Here is a 16,050-nt window from a genome sequence, read left to right on the forward strand (position 1 = left end):
GACACCCCATTCACGGGAACTATCCATGCGTAGAATCAGCACCAGCATGACGGCGATCGCGGTTGCGATTTCCGTTCCGTTCCTTGTTGCCCCCGCATCGGCCGAGCCGGTCGCCCAGGCCACAAAGCCTGCGCCCGCGCCGCTCAGCCAGCTCGTCAAGTCGATCGACATTCCGTATCAGGAATTCACCCTGGCCAACGGCCTGCGCGTGATCGTGCACGAGGATCGCAAGGCGCCCGTGGTTGCGGTCAGCGTATGGTACGATATCGGGTCTAAGCACGAGCCCAAGGGCAAGACCGGCTTTGCCCATCTGTTCGAGCATCTGATGTTCAACGGCACGGAAAATTCGCCCGGCGAATATTTCGAGCCGCTGCAGCAGATCGGCGCCACCGACCTCAACGGCACCACCTTTTTCGACCGCACCAATTATTTCCAGACCGTGCCCCTCCCCGCGCTGGACATGGCGCTGTTCCTGGAAAGCGACCGCATGGGCTATCTGCTCGGCGCGGTGACGCAGGGCAAGCTGGATGAGCAGCGCGGCGTCGTGCAGAACGAAAAGCGCCAGGGCGACAACAACCCCTATGGCCTGACGTTTTACGAGGTGCTGAAGGGCCTGTTCCCCGAAGGTCACCCCTATTCCCATTCGACCATCGGTTCGATGGCCGATCTGGACGCGGCCAGCCTGGCCGATGTGAAGCAGTGGTTCACCGACCATTACGGCCCGAACAACGCCGTGCTGGTGCTGGCGGGCGACATCAACGCCGCTGAGGCGCGGCCGCTGGTCGAGAAATATTTCGGCGCGATCAAGCGCGGCCCGGAAACGCGCACCCCCGACGCGCCCGTCGTGCCGCTGAGCGCGCCGAAGCGGGTCGAGATGAAGGACCGCGTGGCAACGACCCGCATCAGCCGCTACTGGCCGACGCCGGGCCTGAACGATCCGGAGGCTACTCTGCTGCAGATCGGCGGCAGTGCGCTGGGCGGGCTGGCGTCGTCGCGGCTCGACAATGCGCTGGTCCGCGAAGACAAGCTGGCGGTCAGCGTCAGCGCGGGCGAATCGCCCTTTGCGCAGGTCGGCTTTTTCTCGGTAAGCGCCGACGTGCGCCCAGGCGTCGATCCGGCGCTGGTCGAAAAGCGGATGGACGAAGTGGTCGCCAAGCTGCTGGCCGAAGGGCCGACGGCGGACGAGGTGGCGCGCGTGACGACCAGCACCGTGTCCGGTCGCCTGTCGGGACTGGAGGCGGTTGGCGGGTTCGGCGGCAAGGCGGTCGCCCTGGCCGAGGGCGCGCTCTATTCCGACAATCCGGGCTATTACAAGGTGCAGCTGGAGCGGATGGCGGCGGCGACGCCCGCCACGGTCAAGGCGGCGATGAACAAGTGGATCGGCAAGCCGGCGCTGACCATCGTCACCACGCCGGGCGAGCGCCCCGCCTATGCCGAGGCGCAGGCCCCGGCCGCCAAGCCGGCCGCCGCGCCCGCCAAGGACGAAGCGGTGAAGGGCACGCGCGGACCGCTGCCCCAGGTGGGCGACGTCAGCGCGCTTGAGTTCCCCAAGGTTGAGCGCGCGAAGCTGAACAACGGGATCGAGCTGGTCTATGCCCAGCGCACTGCGCTGCCCATCACGCAGGTGGTGATGCAGTTCGATGCGGGGGCCGTGGCCGACCCCGACGACAAGCTGGGCACGCAGGCGATGATGCTGGCGGTGATGGACGAGGGCACCAAGTCGCTCAATTCCGTCCAGCTGGCCGAGGCGCAGGAGCGGCTGGGCGCGCGGATCAGCACCAATGGCTCGTCCGACCGGACGGCGGTGACGCTATATACGCCGAGCGCCAACATGGCCGGATCAGTGGCGCTGTTCGCCGATGTGGTGCGCAACCCGGCTTTTGCCCCGGCAGAGGTCGACCGCGTGCGCGCGCAGCAGCTGGCCCGCATCAAGCAGGAACTGTCCAGCCCGCAGGGCCTGGGCCAGCGCGCGATGCCGAAGCTGCTGTACGGCGACAAGTCGGCCTATGCCAAGCTGGCGGCGGCAACGGGCGATCCGGCGGTGATCGCCAGCCTGCAATCGGCCGATCTGGCCGCATTCCATCAGGCATGGCTGCGCCCGGAAAAGGCCAAGATCTTCGTCGTCAGCGATCGTCCGCTGGCCGAGGTGAAGGCAGAGATGGACCGCGCCTTTGCCGACTGGAAGGCGGCGGGCACGGCGGGCACCAAGGTAGCCGGCACCAACGAGCAGGCCAGCCCGCGCATCCTGCTGATCGACCGGCCGCAATCGCCGCAGTCGCTGATCCTGGGCGCGCAGCTGACCAAGCTGGACCCCAAGTCGGACCTGCTGCCCTATCAGACCGCGAACGAGGTTCTGGGCGGATCGTTCCTGTCGCGAATCAACATGGACCTGCGTGAGGAAAAGAGCTGGTCCTATGGCGCAGGCGGCCGGTTCAATCAGCTGGACAATGCCGTGACCTATGTCGTCAGTGCGCCTGTACAGGCGGACAAGACCGGTCCGGCGATCGAATCGCTGAAGCGCGAAGTCACCGAGTTCCTCACCACCAACGGTGTGCAGAAGGACGAGTTCGAGCGGACGATCAACGGTCAGACGCGCGAACTGGCAGGCAATTTCGAGCGCGCCAGCTCGGTCCTGTCCGCGATGATCCAGAATGACGAGCTGGGCCGTCCGGACAATTATTACACCACGATCGCGCAAAAATATCGTGCGCTGACCGCGCAGCAGCTTGACGCTGCGGCACGCTCGACTTTCGACCCGGCCAAGTTCGTCTGGGTCGTCGTTGGCGATGCCAAGGTGGTAAAGCCCCAGCTTGACTCGCTTGGCCTGCCGGTTGAGGTCAAGCCGATGGCCGAGCTGACCGCCCTGCCGCAGGGCAAGGCCGCGGCCACCAAGTGATCGAAACGAGATAGGAGTGGATGCCATGGCGAATGTCGATGGAAGCTGGGACACCGTCACCAAATCGCCGATGGGCGATCAGCAGGCGACGCTGTCCGTCACCAGCAATGGCGATACCTTTACCGGCACCTATTCGGGCGCCATGGGCACGACCGAGGTCAAGGACGGCAAGGTGGCCGGCGATACGCTGACCTGGAAGGTCGATATCGTCGTCCCCATGCCGATGACGCTGGATTGCGAGGCGACCGTTGATGGCGACACCATCACCGGCACTGTCGGCGCCGGCGTGTTCGGCAGCTTTCCGATGAGCGGCAAGCGCGCCTGATCCGACCCGGGACGACAGGATCGGCCCGCCATCCCACCGGGGTGGCGGGCCGTTTCCGTTTGGTGGCCGCAACGATTTTTTGCAGGTGCCATAATACGGTATAGTTTTGCGACATTTGGGACGTAGGAGGCTTCACCCTCCTCCTGTGTCAGGATCGCCATGCGTCCCTTCGCCCGATTCGTTCTGCTGACCGCAACGGCCCTGTCCACCCTGGCGTGCCCGACGCTGGCCGGGGCCCAGACCACGCCGCCCGGGCAGGAGGCTGGCAATGGTCAGAACACGCCCGCCACGCAGCAATTGCCGGGCGACGGTTCGGCAGGCGGTGCCCCGGCCGAACCGGCAGCCGAGGCCGAGGAAATCGTCGTTGTCGGCCAGCGCCTGCCCGGCGCGGTCGAGGGGGACGTGAAGCCGGAGGTTCAGCTGTCGCCCTCCGAAATCCGGGCCTATGGCGCCAGCAACATCGCCGAGCTGATCGCCGCGCTATCGCCGCTGACCGACAGCGGGCGCGGGCGGGGCGGCGGGCCAGTCTTCCTGCTGAACGGTCGCCGCATCGGCAGCCCGCGCGAGATTTCGAGCATTCCCAGCGAGGCGCTGGTCAGGGTCGATATCCTGCCGCCCGAAGCCGCGCTTGCCTATGGCTATGGTGCGGATCAGCGCGTGGTCAATTTCGTGGTGCGTCAGCGGTTCCGGTCGCTGTCGGTCGAACTGGCCGACACGGTGCCGACCGAAGGGGGGACGAACGCGATCCGGGCCGAAGCGACGCTGACCCAGATCCGGCCGAGCGGGCGCAACAATATCGAGGTCGAATATAATCGGCAGACGCCGTTGCTGGAAAGCGAACGCGGCCTGATATCGACCCGCGGTGGCCAGTTCGACCGGCTGGGCAATGTGACCGGCATTGGCGGCGCACAGATCGACCCGGCGTTGAGCGCGCTGGTCGGTGAACCGGTGACGATCGCGGGCGTGCCCGTCACCGCCGCGACCGCCGCGCCGACGCTGAACGATTTCGTCGCCGGGGCGAACGATCCGAACACCACGGACATCACGCCGTTCCGTACGCTGCGCTCTGCCAGCGATTCGATTGAGGGCAATGCGGTCATTGCCCGGACGCTGTTCGGCGATATCGACACGACCTTTACCGTTGGTTCCCAGTTGACCGACACGACCGCTCAACAGGGGCTGGCGCAAGCGACGCTGACCGTCCCTCGCAGCAATCCGTTTTCGCCGTTCGACAGCGACGTCCGGTTGCTGCGCACGCTGGGCGAGGAGGCGTTGCTGGCGAAGAGCCGCACCTGGGAAGTGAATGGCGCGGTGTCGATGAACGGCACTATCCCCGGCAACTGGCGCTGGTCGTTCAACGGCAATGTCGAGCGCACCGAGCGGAGCGGCACCACGGATCGCGGCTTTGCCATTGCGCCGGTTCAGGCGGCGCTGACGGCGGGTGATCCGGGCGTGAACCCGTTTGGGCCGCTGCTCCCGCTGGCACCAATCATCGACACCAACCGGGAGGTGCGCAACGCGTTGTCCGGCGATGCGGTCGTTTCGGGTGCCGCATTCCGCCTGCCCGCGGGTGATGTGCGGACCAATATCCGGCTGCGCGCCAATAGCAGCAGCATCGACAGCCGATCGGTTCGAAGCGGGATCGAACAGGTGGCAAGCCGCGGACGGGACGAGGTAACGGGACGAATCGGGATCAATGTGCCGATCGCCAGCGACCGGGAAAATGTGCTGCCGTTCCTTGGCCGCCTGTCGTTCAATGCCGCTGGCGGCGTGACCGAGCTGTCGGATTTCAGCCGGCTGGTTGAATACAGCTATGGCCTGAACTGGGATCCGGTGCCGATCCTGAGCATCCGGGCATCCTTTGCCGGAGACCAGAACGCGCCTTCCCAGAATCAGCTGGCCGCTCCGGTGATCGTCACACCCAACGTGGTGGTGTTCGATTTCGTGCGCGGCGAAAGCGTTGCGGTGACGGCGACTACCGGCGGCAACCCCGATCTGCGGGCGGACAACCGGCGGTCCTTCAGCCTGGGCGGCAACCTGAGGCTGCTGGATGCCAACAACACGCGGATCGACGTCAACATGGATTATACCCGCGACCGGATCGACGATCCGACCCAGGGTTTTCCGGCGATCACCGCCGCGATTGCGCAGGCCTTTCCCGAACGGTTCACGCGCGATGCAACCGGCCGGTTGCTGGCCATCGATACCCGCGCCGTCAATTTCGACCGGAGCGAGCGCCAGGAGCTGCGCACAAGGATCAGCTTTAACAAGAGCTTCCCTGCGCCGCGAGGTCGGGGTGATGACGAACGCTGGCGCCAGATGGTCGGCCAGGGGCAACCGGGCGGGGAAGGCCCCCCGCGCGGTGACGGCGGACAGCAGGGCCAGGCGGGTCCCCGCGGCGAGGGCGGCCAGCGTGGCCCGGGTGGCGGCTTTGGCGGCGGTGGCGGTGGCCGGTTCGGCGGTCGCGGCGGCGGCAATTCCATCGGCATTGACCTGACCCACACCTATCGGCTGGCGCAGACATTGCTGATCCGCGAGGGACTGCCCGAACTCGATCTGCTCAACGGCGATGCCCAGAATTCGCGGGGCGGATCGCCCCGCCACGAGGTGAGGGTGCAGGCGCGAGGTCGCTATAACGGCTTTAATTTCCGGCTGGAGGGCAATTATGCCGGCCCGACTTTCGTCAACGGGGGTGTCGCCGCCGATGGCCGGCTCGATTTTTCAAGCCTGACGCGCTTCAATGCCCAGGCTCAGGTCGATCTGGGGCAATCCTTCATCGCGCGTGGCGAGCGATGGGCGCGCAATGCCCGGGTTTCGCTGAACGTCACCAACCTGTTCAACACGCGCCAGCGGGTGACCGATGCCAATGGCGAGGTGCCGCTGACCTATCAGCCGGGGTTCGTCGATCCGCTGGGCCGGACGGTGTCGATCACGCTGCGCAAGCTGTTCAGCTGACCGGACAAACGAACGGTTATTCGCCGAACGCTCCGCGGCGATAGAGCAGGGTGATCGCGACCCGGCGGTTGCGCGGATCGGACGGGTTCTTGACGATCAAGGGTTCGCGGTCGGCCACGCCCTCGATCCGTTCGAAGGACGCTTCCTTGACCCCGCCGGCCAGCAACCGGCGGCGCGTCGCCTCTGCCCGGCCGGATGAGAGCATCCAGTTATTCATGGCGCGCGGGTCGCCGAACGGCAGGCTGTCGGTATGGCCGCGGATCATGATGGGATTGTCGAGCGGCGCGATCGATGCGGCGACCAGCCCGATCAGCTGATTGGCATCCCCGGCAAAGGCCGTGGTGCCGAGGTCGAACATCGAATAATCGGCATCGTCGATCAGGTCGATGCGCATCCCGTCGCGCGTCTTCACGAAGCGGACATGCTTGCCCAGCTTGGCGAGCTTCTGGTTCGACTGGATCTGTGCCTCGACCCGCGATTTCATGCGGCGGAAGTTCTTTTCGTCCTCCGCCGCCAGCGCGCGCTTGTCCTTAAGCGTGCCCTTTTCGCCTGAACCCACCTGACGTCCGCCGGATGCGTCCACGGGAATGGTCATCGACCGGGTGCCGGTCTGGCCCGCACGGTTGGGATAATTGTCCGGCTCGTTCAGCGAACTGCCGCCAAGCAGGCCGTCGGAACCGGCGCTGTTCTGTTTCTTCTGAATCAGCGTGGGCGAGAAATAGTCGGCAAGCGCCTTGCGCTGCTTCTCGTTCGTCGCGCCCAGCAGCCACATCAGAAGGAAGAACGCCATCATCGCCGTCACGAAGTCGGCATAGGCGACCTTCCACGCACCGCCATGATGCCCGCCATGACCATCGGCGATGATCTTTTTGACGATGACGATCTTTGGCGGCTGATTGTTGCCGTGCGGTGCGCGGGAGGAAGGCATTACAGAGCGCCCTTTGGCGCGCCGGTGCCGCTTATCGGCGCAAGCCGATCAAACAGCATCATCAGCGGCCCCGCAGTCCGTCGAATACTTCGCCGAACCCGGGCTGGTTGTGGTGGGCGATGCCGCTGCGCGCGGCCTCGATCACCAGCGGCTGGGGATGGCCGTGCAGCGATGCGATGATGATCTGTTTCACGACATGATAGATGGCGGCATCGGCGTCGATCACCTGTTGCAGGCGGGTCGCCAGCGGGCCGACAATGCCATAGGCGAGAAGCACGCCCAGAAAGGTGCCGACCAGCGCCGAACCGATCATCGCGCCCAGGATGCTGGGCGGCTTGTCGATCGAGCCCATCGTCTTCACCACGCCCAGCACGGCCGCGACGATGCCCAGCGCGGGCAGGGCGTCAGCCAGACCCTGCAGCGTCGTCTGCGGACCCTGAACCTCGTGATGATGGGTCTTGATGGCGTTATCCATCACTTCTTCGACCGCATGGACGTCGAGCGTGCCCGACGACACGACGACCAGGCGCAGCGTGTCCGCGATCAGGTTGATCAGCGTGTGATCGGCGAGCAGGCGAGGGTATTCGGAGAAGATCGCGGATGATTTCGGATCCTCGACATGAGGCTCCAGCGCGATCGGCCCTTCGGTGCGCAACAGCTTCATCAGCTTGGACACCAGGAAGATCGTGTCGAGATAATCCTGTTTCTTGTATTTCGGCCCCTTGAGCACCTTGACGACGCCGCCGCCCAGCGCCTTCAGCTCCTTCATCGAATTGCCGATGATCAGCGCGCCGACCGCCGCGCCGCCGATGATCAGCATTTCGTGGGGCAGTGCGTGCAGCACAGGCCCAAGCGCACCGCCGGTGATGGCGAAGCCGCCGAACACCATGGCGATCAGCACGACAAGACCGATCAGCGGAAACATGGAACAGCGGCACTCCCGGTTTTGACTGGCCCTTCACATCGGAAGGGGGGCGATTTGACCCTGTTTGCCAGCAAGGCGGAAAAAAATGGTTACCGAGGCGATCCGGCGATCAGCGCAGTTGGTCGAACAGGGTCAGCTGCGACAGCCGGGTAAAGCTGGACTGCGTCGCCTGAAGAATCGTCAGCGTCTTCTGAAGCTCGGTCACCGCCTTGGTCACATCGACATCCTCGATCGAGGACATGGCGATTTCGCGGTCGGTTTCCTCGGTCTTGCGGCGCTGGGTTTCCAGTTCGACCCGCATTTCGCGGGCGCCCACCGACGCGCGCGCAGCCGCGACGTGATCAAGCGCGGCCAGAATATCGTCATTATGGCCGGCCGTCGCAGCGGCATCGCCGGACCTGATCGATGCGGACACCGCCGCCAGCGTCGCAAAGATATCGGTCCCGCCCGCGGGCATGAAGATATGTTCGCCATTCTCGCTGGCGATCACGCTGCGCCCTTCACCGATCGGAATGGGCACCGGCGCGCCGTCACCGGTATAGCTGACCGTGCCGTCCGCCGCCTGGGTAAAGGCATCGCCGGTCGAGCTGCCGCCGAAAATCGGGGCACCGCGCGAATCGCGGCTATTGGCCAGGCTGAGCAATTCGTCGCGGATCGTATCGAGTTCGGTTGCCACGGCTTCCCTGTCCCCCTGGGACAGGATGCCGCTGCGCGCCCGCACGGTCAGTTCGCTGACCCGCTGCAGCCGGTCGTCCACGCTGCCGAGCAGGCTGTCGCTCTGCGCCAGCAGGCCCTGTGCCAGCGCCAGATTGGCTGTGGTCGTTTCCGCCGCGACCGATTCGCGCTTCAGCATGCCCAGCCGCTGATAGCCGCCGGGATTGTCGGCCGCGGTCAGCAGCTTCTTGCCCGTCGCAATCTGCGTCTGCAGCGTTTCGGCGCGGCTGCTCATCCGCAGCATCAGCGAGGTGGAGCGATCGTAAAAGCTGGCGGTGGCGATGGACATGGCGCTTACCGGATCTGGAGGATGCTATCGATCGTCTCGCGCGCCACCTGGATGACGCGGCTCGACGCCTGATAGGCTTGCTGGAAACGGATGAGGTCGACGGCCTCGCGGTCAAGGTCGACTCCGACGGCGTTGGACCGGCTGCTGACCGCCTGATCCTTGATCGATGCTTGCGCCTCTGCAACCGACTTGCGGGCCTGAAGCGCCGCGCCGTTGCCCGCGATCATGCTGGCGGCGCGATCCTCGAACGCAGCAGTGCGGCGAAACTCGTCCAGCGCCAGCAGCGTGGCGTTGTCGCGCGGGCCGCCGCCCACCCCGGATGCGGCGATGCCGCGCGGATCGGTGAGGCCAACCGTCATGCGCGACGGATCGGCGGGGTCGGTGATGAACAGCGGCTGCCCGGCATTGCCGTCAAGGTCGCGGCCCTGCGCCTGCAGCGTGTTGATGCCATCAGCAAATTCGTTGGCCATGATGCGCAGTTCGATCTGCGCGTCGGCGATGCGGCCCGCGCCCTCCACGATCCCGGCCAGCTTGCCGCTGGTCGCCGGAAGGACGGAGGTGACGCCGACGCTGGACACGATGAACTGTGCCGCGCCGGTGTTGCTGCGATTATAGGCGACGGAAGACACCCGGTCGCCGGTGATCAGCACCGGACCGCCAGGGCCGCCGACCCGCACCGTCGCGCGCCCGACATCGTCGGTGGCGACGTTGAGATCGGCATAGGCGGACATGGCGTCGATCAACCGGTCCCGTTCGTCGAGCAGCTGGGCCTGGCCGCTGCTGCCCGGCTGGGTCCGGCCGATCGCGGCATTCACCTGAGCCAGCGCGCGGGAATGGGATTCAAGGTCGCTTGCCGCGCCCTGACCGGCAACATCCACCTCGGCCGTCATCCGTTCCAGCGTGTCGGCGCTGGTGGTGAACGCCTGTGCAATGCTGATCGCGTGCTCCAGCATGACGATGCGCGGCGCAGTGGCGCTGGGGTCGGCCGCCGCCTGCGCGCCGGCATTGAAGAACTGGCCCATCCGTTCCGCCAGCTGAGGCCCGGCCAGCGCGACGTCCAGCCGCTCAAGCCACACGATCCCTGCTTCGCTGCGCGCCAGATCGGCCGTGGCAACCCGCACATCGGCGTCGCGAAAGATGTCGCCCATCCGGCGGATGCCGTCGGACACGACGCCATACCCGCCAATGCCCTGCGCCGCGCCGATTTCGGTCATGTTGGCGGTGCGGCGGACATAGCCGGCGGTGTCGGTGTTGGCGATGTTTTCCGACGTGGTGCCCAGCGCCGTCTGATAGGCGCGGACGCCGCTGGCACCGATGGAAAGCAGGTCGCTGCTCATGGCTTATTCCTTTGCATCCGGCGCCGTGGCCGCGCCCGGAGGCTCGGCCAGCGTCGGCTGGCTGCGCGACAGAAAATCGGTCATCGCCCGGCCGATGCCCAGCGGCGTGGACGCCGCCATGGTCTTGGCCAGTTGCTGATCCTGCATATCGCGGAACTGGGTCATGGCCTGGCTGTCGAACAGCGGCTTGGCGAGGTTCGCCTTGCGCATCGACGTCAGCATCATGCCGACGAACAGCGATTCGAACTGCTGTCCGGCCTTGTTCAGATTGTCGCGGCTGGACAGTCGGCTGGTGTCGATCGACACGCCGGCGTTGGACGCGGCAGGCGCGGGGGCGGAAAGCGGGTTCATCACAGGATCACCAGATCGGCCTTGAGCGCGCCCGCTTCCTTCAGCGCCTGAAGGATGGCGACCAGATCGCCCGGCGACGCGCCGATGGCGTTCACCGCCTTGACGATATCGGCCAGTTTCGGTCCCGCCTCGAACAGGAACATCGGGCGCAGATCCTCGCTGATGCCGACCGAGCTTTGTTCCTCGACCGCGGTCTGGCCGCGGCTGAACGGGGCGGGCTGGCTGACGCGGGGGGATTCATCGACGCGCACGGTCATATTGCCATGGCTGACCGCGACCGGCGACACGCGCACGGCGGAGTTGATGACCACGGTGCCGGTGCGGGCATTGATGATGACGCGCGCCGGCGCCTCTGCCGGTTCGACGGGCAGATTTTCGATCTCCGAAATCAGCATCGCGCGAATGTCGGCACCGGGCGGCGCGCTGACCGACACGGACACGGCGTCCAGCGCCGTCGCCCGGCCCGCACCGAAGCGCATGTTGATGACGTCGGCAACGCGCTGGGCCGTCGTGAAATCGGCCCGCGACAGATTGTAGGTGAGCGCGGGCGTATCGGCAAAGCCGGTGGACACGGTGCGTTCGACCGTTGCGCCCTCCGGAATCCGGCCCGACGAGGGGATGTTCACGACGACGGACGATCCGTCCGCGCCCTCTGCCCCCAGGCCGGACACCGTCAGCGTGCCCTGAGCCATCGCATAGATCTGGCCATCGGCACCGATCAGCGGGGTGAGGATCAGGCTGCCGCCGCGCAGGCTCTTCGCCTTGCCCATCGATGCCACGGTCACGTCGATTCGCTGGCCGGGCTTGGCAAAGGCGGGCAGGTCGGCGGTGATCATCACGACGGCCGCGTTCTTCAGGCCCGGATTGATCCCGGCCGGCAGCTGAAGCCCCAGGCGCGAGGTCGCGGATTTCACCGACTGGATCGTGTATTCCAGATTGTCGTCGCCCGTGCCGGGCAGACCGACAACGATGCCGTAACCGGTCAGCTGGTTGGACCGGATACCCTGGAACTGGCCCAGGTCCTTGACCCGTTCCGCATATGCGGGCGCCGCCAGTCCGAAAAGGGCGATGAGCAGCAGGAAGAAGCGCATGATCGTGCTCCGCGTCAGAAAGGGCTGATGACCTGGAAGAAGCGGCTGAGCCACCCCTGACGGCTGGCGCGGGCGATATCGCCCTTGCCGGTATAGGCGATGCGGGCATCGGCGACGCGGGTGGACGGAACGCGGTTGTTCGCATCCACATCCGCCCGGCGGATCAGCCCCTTGATCTGGACGAACTCGTCGCCGCGGTTGAGCGTGACGCGCTTTTGACCCTGAACCAGCATGGTGCCGTTCGGATAGACCGCGGTCACCGTGACGCTGAATTCGCCGGACAGCGCGTTCGACTGTTCCGCCGACCCCTCGCCTTTGAACGCGCGGCGGCCGCCGACGGTGGCGTCGGACTGGCTGAACAGCGCCAGCGCGCCGGTGGTCGGCGGGATCAGCGACGTGCTGCCATTGCTGTCGAGCTGCGATCCCGACGATTTGGTCGCGGTGGTGCGTTCGACCAGCACGATGGTGACGGGGTCGCCGACCTGGGCCGCACGCGCACCTTCGTGCAGCGCGGCATAGCCGTTCTCGGGCTGAAAGATGCTGCCATTGGCGACGGGCGGCGGCGGGGGCGGCACCGGCGCCGGCATGGCGGCGGTGAAATCCTCCTTGGGCTTCTTCTTGCCGAAGATGCCGGCCTGTGCGCCGTTGGGCAGGGCGGTGCCGGCGATGGCCAGCATCAGGATGAGTGTGCGCATCACGCCCTCAGATCGTCTGATTGACATATTGCAGCATTTCGTCGGTGGCCGAGATCATCTTGGAATTGACCTCATAGGCGCGCTGCGTTTCGATCATGTTGACGAGTTCCTCGACGACATTGACGTTAGATCCTTCCAGCATCCCCTGCCGGATGGTGCCGCGGCCAAGCTCGCCCGGGATGCCGATATTGGCAGGGCCGGAGGCGGCGGTTTCAATGAGGTAATTGTCGCCGCTGGCCTGCAACCCCGACGGGTTGGGAAAGCCGGCGACCAGCACCTGGCCAAGCTGGCTGGATTCCGTCTGGCCCGCGATCTGGGCCGATACGGTGCCGTCGCCGCCGATGGTGATCGACGTCGCGCCTTCCGGAATGGTGATGCCGGGCATCAGCTGATATCCCTCGCTCGTCACCAGAAGCCCCTGAGGCGAGCGTGCGAAATTGCCGGCGCGGGTATAGGCAAAGGTGCCGTCCGGCATCTGGATCTGGAAATAGCCCTGACCGTCCAGCGCCATGTCCAGCGAATTGCCGGTGGTGGCCAGCGACCCCTGCGTGTCGATGCGTGCCGTCCCCTGGATGCGGACGCCGGTGCCGAGGTTCAGGCCGGTGGCATATTGCGTCTGCTGCGTGCTGGCCGAACCGGCCGCCGTCACCACCTGATAGGCCAGCGTCTCGAACGCGGCGCGATCGCGCTTGAACCCGGTCGTGTTGACGTTGGCCAGGTTGTTCGAAATCACGCGCATCCGCATGTCCTGGGCGTCCAGGCCCGTGCGGGCGATGTGCATTGCGGCGTTGCCCATGGTCTTGCTCCTTACTGGATTCGCATCAGCGAGGCGGACTTCTCGTCCATTTCCTTCGCTTCTTTGACGAGATTGGCCTGCACCTCGTAGGCGCGCTGGTTTTCGATCATGTCGACCAGTGCCTGGGTCAGGTTGACGTTGGACTGTTCGAGCGACTTGCTCATCACCCGGCCCTTGAGGTCGGTGGGCAGCACGCCGCCGCGCTCGACGCGCATCAGGCCATCCAGCCCCTTGACCGTTTTCGATCCGGCATCGCTGACCAGTTTCATCTTGCCGATTTCCTGTGGCGCCGCGCCCGGCTCTGCGCCCAGCGGGACGATCGAGATCGACCCGTCATCGGCAATCGCGATGCGTTCGTGCGGGGGCACCGTGATCGGCCCGGTTTCGCCCAGCACCGGGTGACCGTCGCCCGTTTCCAGCATCCCCGTATCGGAAATGTGCAGGTCGCCCCGGCGGGTATAGCCTTCCGTCCCATCACCGGCCTGGACCGCGATCCAGCTGTCGGTGGCGATGGCGACGTCGAGGTCGCGGCCGGTGGAGATGATCGCACCGGCCTTGCGGTCGATATCGGTCACTTCCTCTGCCGCGGGCCGGCGCGATTCGAACTGGCCGCCGCCTTTCAGCATGGCCTGTTCGAACGACACCCGGTCCGCGCGATAGCCGGTGGTGTTGGCATTGGCGATGTTGTTGGCGATCGTCGCCTGCGCGGCCATCCGGCTCTTCAGCCCGGACAGTGCGGTGTAGATCAAACGGTCCATCGCCTATGCCCCCCTGGTGCCGGCTATCAGTTGATGTTGAAGATGGTCTGAGAGATCTGGCTGGCGGTATCGAGCGCCTTGGCATTCGCCTGGAACGCGCGCTGCGCGGCGATCAGCCCGACCAGTTCCTCGGTGATGTCGACGTTCGACCCTTCGATCATGCCGCTCATCAGCGAACCGAAGCCATCGCCATTGGGTTCGCCGACAATCGGTTCGCCCGACAGGCCGGATGCCGTCCAGTAGCTGTTGCCGATCTGACGCAGGCCAGTGGGGTTGGCGAAATTCGCCAGCATCACCTTGCCCAGGATCGTGCTTTCGCCATTGGAAAAGCTTGCCTTCACAAAGCCGTCGGGATCGACGGTCACGCCTTCCAGCTGGCCGACCGCGACGCCGTCCTGGCTCCGCTCGCTGACGCTGAACGGACGGACGCCCTGGTTGGTGGCGCTGGCGAACTGCAGGCTGATCGTCTGATCGCCGGGGGCCGATGCGGGCGAGAAGGGCGCAAAGGTGGTCGCACCGGTCGGCGAGACGAGCGCGCCCGACGCATCGAAGGTCAGTTCGACCGGCGACGGCGTACCCGCGGCGGTGCCAAGCCCGGCATCGCCGACGAAATTGTGCACATCCCACGTCGTCGGGCTGGTCTTCACGAAATAGGACGACAGGGTCATCGGGCTGCCGCCCGCGTCATAGATGGTCGTCTGCGTCGTCTGGTTATAGGTCGCCGGATCGAACCGGTCGAACGCCCCCGACGGGATGGCCGAACCGCTGTTCAGCGTGACGCCGAGCGTCACCGCACTGGTCGGAACCGGCGTGCCGCTGGTTTCCGGCAGACGCAGGCTGACCGCCTGATCGAGTCCCGTGGCGACCACCGTGCCCGATCCATCGACCGGGAACACCTGAAGGTGCCCGCCCTGGGCATCGACGACGAACCGCTGGGCATCGACCATGAAGCCGCCATTGCGGGTGAAGTTCACCCGCTGACCCGACAGGTCGGGCTTGACCGCGAAAAAGCCGTCGCCGGCAATGGCGATATCCAGCGACGATCCGGTCTGGGTCATGTTGCCCTGATTGAACTGCTGCTGGATGGCGCGCGTGACCGTGCCCGATCCGATCGCCATGTTGGGCGATTGCGACAGGTTGGACGCCATCACATCGGCAAATTCCGCGCGGCTTTTCTTGAACCCGTTGGTGACCACGTTCGCCAGGTTGTGCGAGATGGTCGACATGTCGGTCTGGGCTGCCTTGAGGCCGGAAAGCGAGGTGTAGAAGGACATGAAACGATGCTCCTGTACGTAAAGGGGGGTCAGCCGATCCGGCGGACGGCGGATGCGGACACCTGACCGATGCCGGGCAGGTTGAGGACGGGGCCGCCGGTTGCCGGCAGCGAAACGGAAGTGACGGGCGCCCAGACGAGCGCGCGGGCAGGCACGGCGCCGCTCGCGCCGCGCGCCTCGACGCTGAGCGTATATGGGCCGGTGCCGGCAGGCTCGCCATTGGCCAGCGTGCCGTCCCAGTCGAACATGACGGTGCCGGCGGCCTGTTTGCCCATTTCGATGGTGCGCACGGGGTTGCCGTCGGCATCCCCGATGGTGACGGTGACGCCGGTGGCATCCTTGTCCAGCTCGATCCCGGCCTCGATCCCGCCGATGTCGCGGGCATAGGCGGTGCTGCCTTCGGTGAGGACGGTGCGGCCGACCCAGGACAGCGCCTCTGCCGGGCTGGTCGCGCCCAGCTTGTCGGCAATCGCCTTGAGCGTCGAATTCATTTCCTGCTGACCTGCCAGCGAGGAGAATTGCGCCATCTGCGCAACCATCTGGGTATTGTCGACCGGTTCGAACGGATCCTGGTTGCGCAGCTGCGCCGTCATCAGCGACAGGAAATCCTGCTGCCCCAGCGACGATTTGCCGGTGGCGTTCGCCATCGCCGCGCTACTGGTGTCGCTGCGCTTGATGCCCAGCCCGTCAAGTGTCGTATCGAATGCGCTTGCCAT

At 65.8% G+C, this 16,050-nt stretch carries 14 protein-coding genes; 3 read left to right on the forward strand and 11 right to left on the reverse strand.

The window, feature by feature from the left end; all coding sequences use genetic code 11:
- The first annotated feature begins 25 nt into the window (after nt 1–25).
- From NYR55_RS10110 to NYR55_RS10120, 3 genes are all read left to right on the forward strand, one after another.
- Nucleotides 26–2,896: a pitrilysin family protein gene (locus NYR55_RS10110; protein WP_260021151.1), complete on the forward strand. Its 2,871-nt coding sequence runs from the start codon at nt 26–28 to the stop codon at nt 2,894–2,896.
- Between the two features lie 25 nt (nt 2,897–2,921).
- Nucleotides 2,922–3,221, forward strand: coding sequence for a hypothetical protein (locus NYR55_RS10115; RefSeq protein WP_260021152.1), 300 nt, complete (start codon nt 2,922–2,924; stop codon nt 3,219–3,221).
- A 159-nt stretch (nt 3,222–3,380) separates the two neighbouring features.
- Complete coding sequence (locus NYR55_RS10120) at nt 3,381–6,176, forward strand: TonB-dependent receptor (RefSeq protein ID WP_260021153.1); 2,796 nt, start codon at nt 3,381–3,383, stop codon at nt 6,174–6,176.
- Between the two features lie 16 nt (nt 6,177–6,192).
- Here the strand turns inward: NYR55_RS10120 and NYR55_RS10125 are convergent, their stop codons facing one another.
- The 11 genes from NYR55_RS10125 to NYR55_RS10175 form a co-directional block, all read right to left on the reverse strand.
- Complete coding sequence (locus NYR55_RS10125) at nt 6,193–7,104, reverse strand: flagellar motor protein MotB (protein ID WP_260021155.1); 912 nt, start codon at nt 7,102–7,104, stop codon at nt 6,193–6,195.
- 61 nt (nt 7,105–7,165) lie between these two features.
- Nucleotides 7,166–8,029: a flagellar motor stator protein MotA gene (gene motA / locus NYR55_RS10130; RefSeq protein WP_260021156.1), complete on the reverse strand. Its 864-nt coding sequence runs from the start codon at nt 8,027–8,029 to the stop codon at nt 7,166–7,168.
- 109 nt (nt 8,030–8,138) lie between these two features.
- Nucleotides 8,139–9,032 carry a flagellar hook-associated protein FlgL gene (gene flgL, locus NYR55_RS10135; protein ID WP_260021157.1) on the reverse strand — a complete coding sequence of 298 codons (894 nt, stop codon included), beginning with the start codon at nt 9,030–9,032 and terminating at the stop codon, nt 8,139–8,141.
- 5 nt (nt 9,033–9,037) lie between these two features.
- Nucleotides 9,038–10,369, reverse strand: coding sequence for a flagellar hook-associated protein FlgK (gene flgK, locus NYR55_RS10140; RefSeq protein ID WP_260021158.1), 1,332 nt, complete (start codon nt 10,367–10,369; stop codon nt 9,038–9,040).
- A gap of 3 nt (nt 10,370–10,372) precedes the next feature.
- Nucleotides 10,373–10,720, reverse strand: coding sequence for a rod-binding protein (locus NYR55_RS10145; RefSeq protein ID WP_260021159.1), 348 nt, complete (start codon nt 10,718–10,720; stop codon nt 10,373–10,375).
- Nucleotides 10,720–11,811 (reverse strand): flagellar basal body P-ring protein FlgI, encoded by a 1,092-nt coding sequence (locus NYR55_RS10150; RefSeq protein WP_260021160.1) that lies wholly within the window; start codon nt 11,809–11,811, stop codon nt 10,720–10,722. The genes NYR55_RS10145 and NYR55_RS10150 overlap by 1 nt, the downstream gene beginning before the upstream one ends.
- A 14-nt stretch (nt 11,812–11,825) precedes the next feature.
- Entirely contained in the window at nt 11,826–12,506 is a 681-nt protein-coding gene (locus NYR55_RS10155) for a flagellar basal body L-ring protein FlgH (protein ID WP_260021161.1), read from the reverse strand.
- A 7-nt stretch (nt 12,507–12,513) separates the two neighbouring features.
- On the reverse strand, nt 12,514–13,302 hold the full coding sequence (gene flgG / locus NYR55_RS10160; protein ID WP_260021162.1) for a flagellar basal-body rod protein FlgG: 789 nt from the start codon (nt 13,300–13,302) through the stop codon (nt 12,514–12,516).
- Nucleotides 13,303–13,313: 11 nt separating this feature from the next.
- The gene (locus NYR55_RS10165; RefSeq protein ID WP_260021163.1) at nt 13,314–14,060 is read right to left on the reverse strand and encodes a flagellar basal body rod protein FlgF; all 747 of its coding nucleotides are present in this window, start codon (nt 14,058–14,060) and stop codon (nt 13,314–13,316) included.
- 26 nt (nt 14,061–14,086) lie between these two features.
- On the reverse strand, nt 14,087–15,334 hold the full coding sequence (locus NYR55_RS10170) for a flagellar hook protein FlgE (protein WP_260021164.1): 1,248 nt from the start codon (nt 15,332–15,334) through the stop codon (nt 14,087–14,089).
- Nucleotides 15,335–15,363: 29 nt separating this feature from the next.
- Nucleotides 15,364–16,050: a flagellar hook assembly protein FlgD gene (locus NYR55_RS10175; protein WP_260021166.1), complete on the reverse strand. Its 687-nt coding sequence runs from the start codon at nt 16,048–16,050 to the stop codon at nt 15,364–15,366.

Origin of the sequence: Sphingomonas sp. BGYR3, assembly GCF_025153455.1 — a bacterium.
Classification (GTDB): domain Bacteria; phylum Pseudomonadota; class Alphaproteobacteria; order Sphingomonadales; family Sphingomonadaceae; genus Sphingomonas.

Coding starts and splice junctions, on each gene's coding strand:
- NYR55_RS10175 (WP_260021166.1), bottom strand. CDS start 16,050: ATGGCAAGCGCATTCGATACGACACTTGACGGGCTGGGCATCAAGCGC.
- flgL (WP_260021157.1), bottom strand. CDS start 9,032: ATGTCCATCGCCACCGCCAGCTTTTACGATCGCTCCACCTCGCTGATG.
- NYR55_RS10150 (WP_260021160.1), bottom strand. CDS start 11,811: ATGCGCTTCTTCCTGCTGCTCATCGCCCTTTTCGGACTGGCGGCGCCC.
- NYR55_RS10145 (WP_260021159.1), bottom strand. CDS start 10,720: ATGAACCCGCTTTCCGCCCCCGCGCCTGCCGCGTCCAACGCCGGCGTG.
- NYR55_RS10170 (WP_260021164.1), bottom strand. CDS start 15,334: ATGTCCTTCTACACCTCGCTTTCCGGCCTCAAGGCAGCCCAGACCGAC.
- motA (WP_260021156.1), bottom strand. CDS start 8,029: ATGTTTCCGCTGATCGGTCTTGTCGTGCTGATCGCCATGGTGTTCGGC.
- NYR55_RS10125 (WP_260021155.1), bottom strand. CDS start 7,104: ATGCCTTCCTCCCGCGCACCGCACGGCAACAATCAGCCGCCAAAGATC.
- flgK (WP_260021158.1), bottom strand. CDS start 10,369: ATGAGCAGCGACCTGCTTTCCATCGGTGCCAGCGGCGTCCGCGCCTAT.
- NYR55_RS10165 (WP_260021163.1), bottom strand. CDS start 14,060: ATGGACCGTTTGATCTACACCGCACTGTCCGGGCTGAAGAGCCGGATG.
- NYR55_RS10110 (WP_260021151.1), top strand. CDS start 26: ATGCGTAGAATCAGCACCAGCATGACGGCGATCGCGGTTGCGATTTCC.
- NYR55_RS10115 (WP_260021152.1), top strand. CDS start 2,922: ATGGCGAATGTCGATGGAAGCTGGGACACCGTCACCAAATCGCCGATG.
- NYR55_RS10120 (WP_260021153.1), top strand. CDS start 3,381: ATGCGTCCCTTCGCCCGATTCGTTCTGCTGACCGCAACGGCCCTGTCC.
- flgG (WP_260021162.1), bottom strand. CDS start 13,302: ATGGGCAACGCCGCAATGCACATCGCCCGCACGGGCCTGGACGCCCAG.
- NYR55_RS10155 (WP_260021161.1), bottom strand. CDS start 12,506: ATGCGCACACTCATCCTGATGCTGGCCATCGCCGGCACCGCCCTGCCC.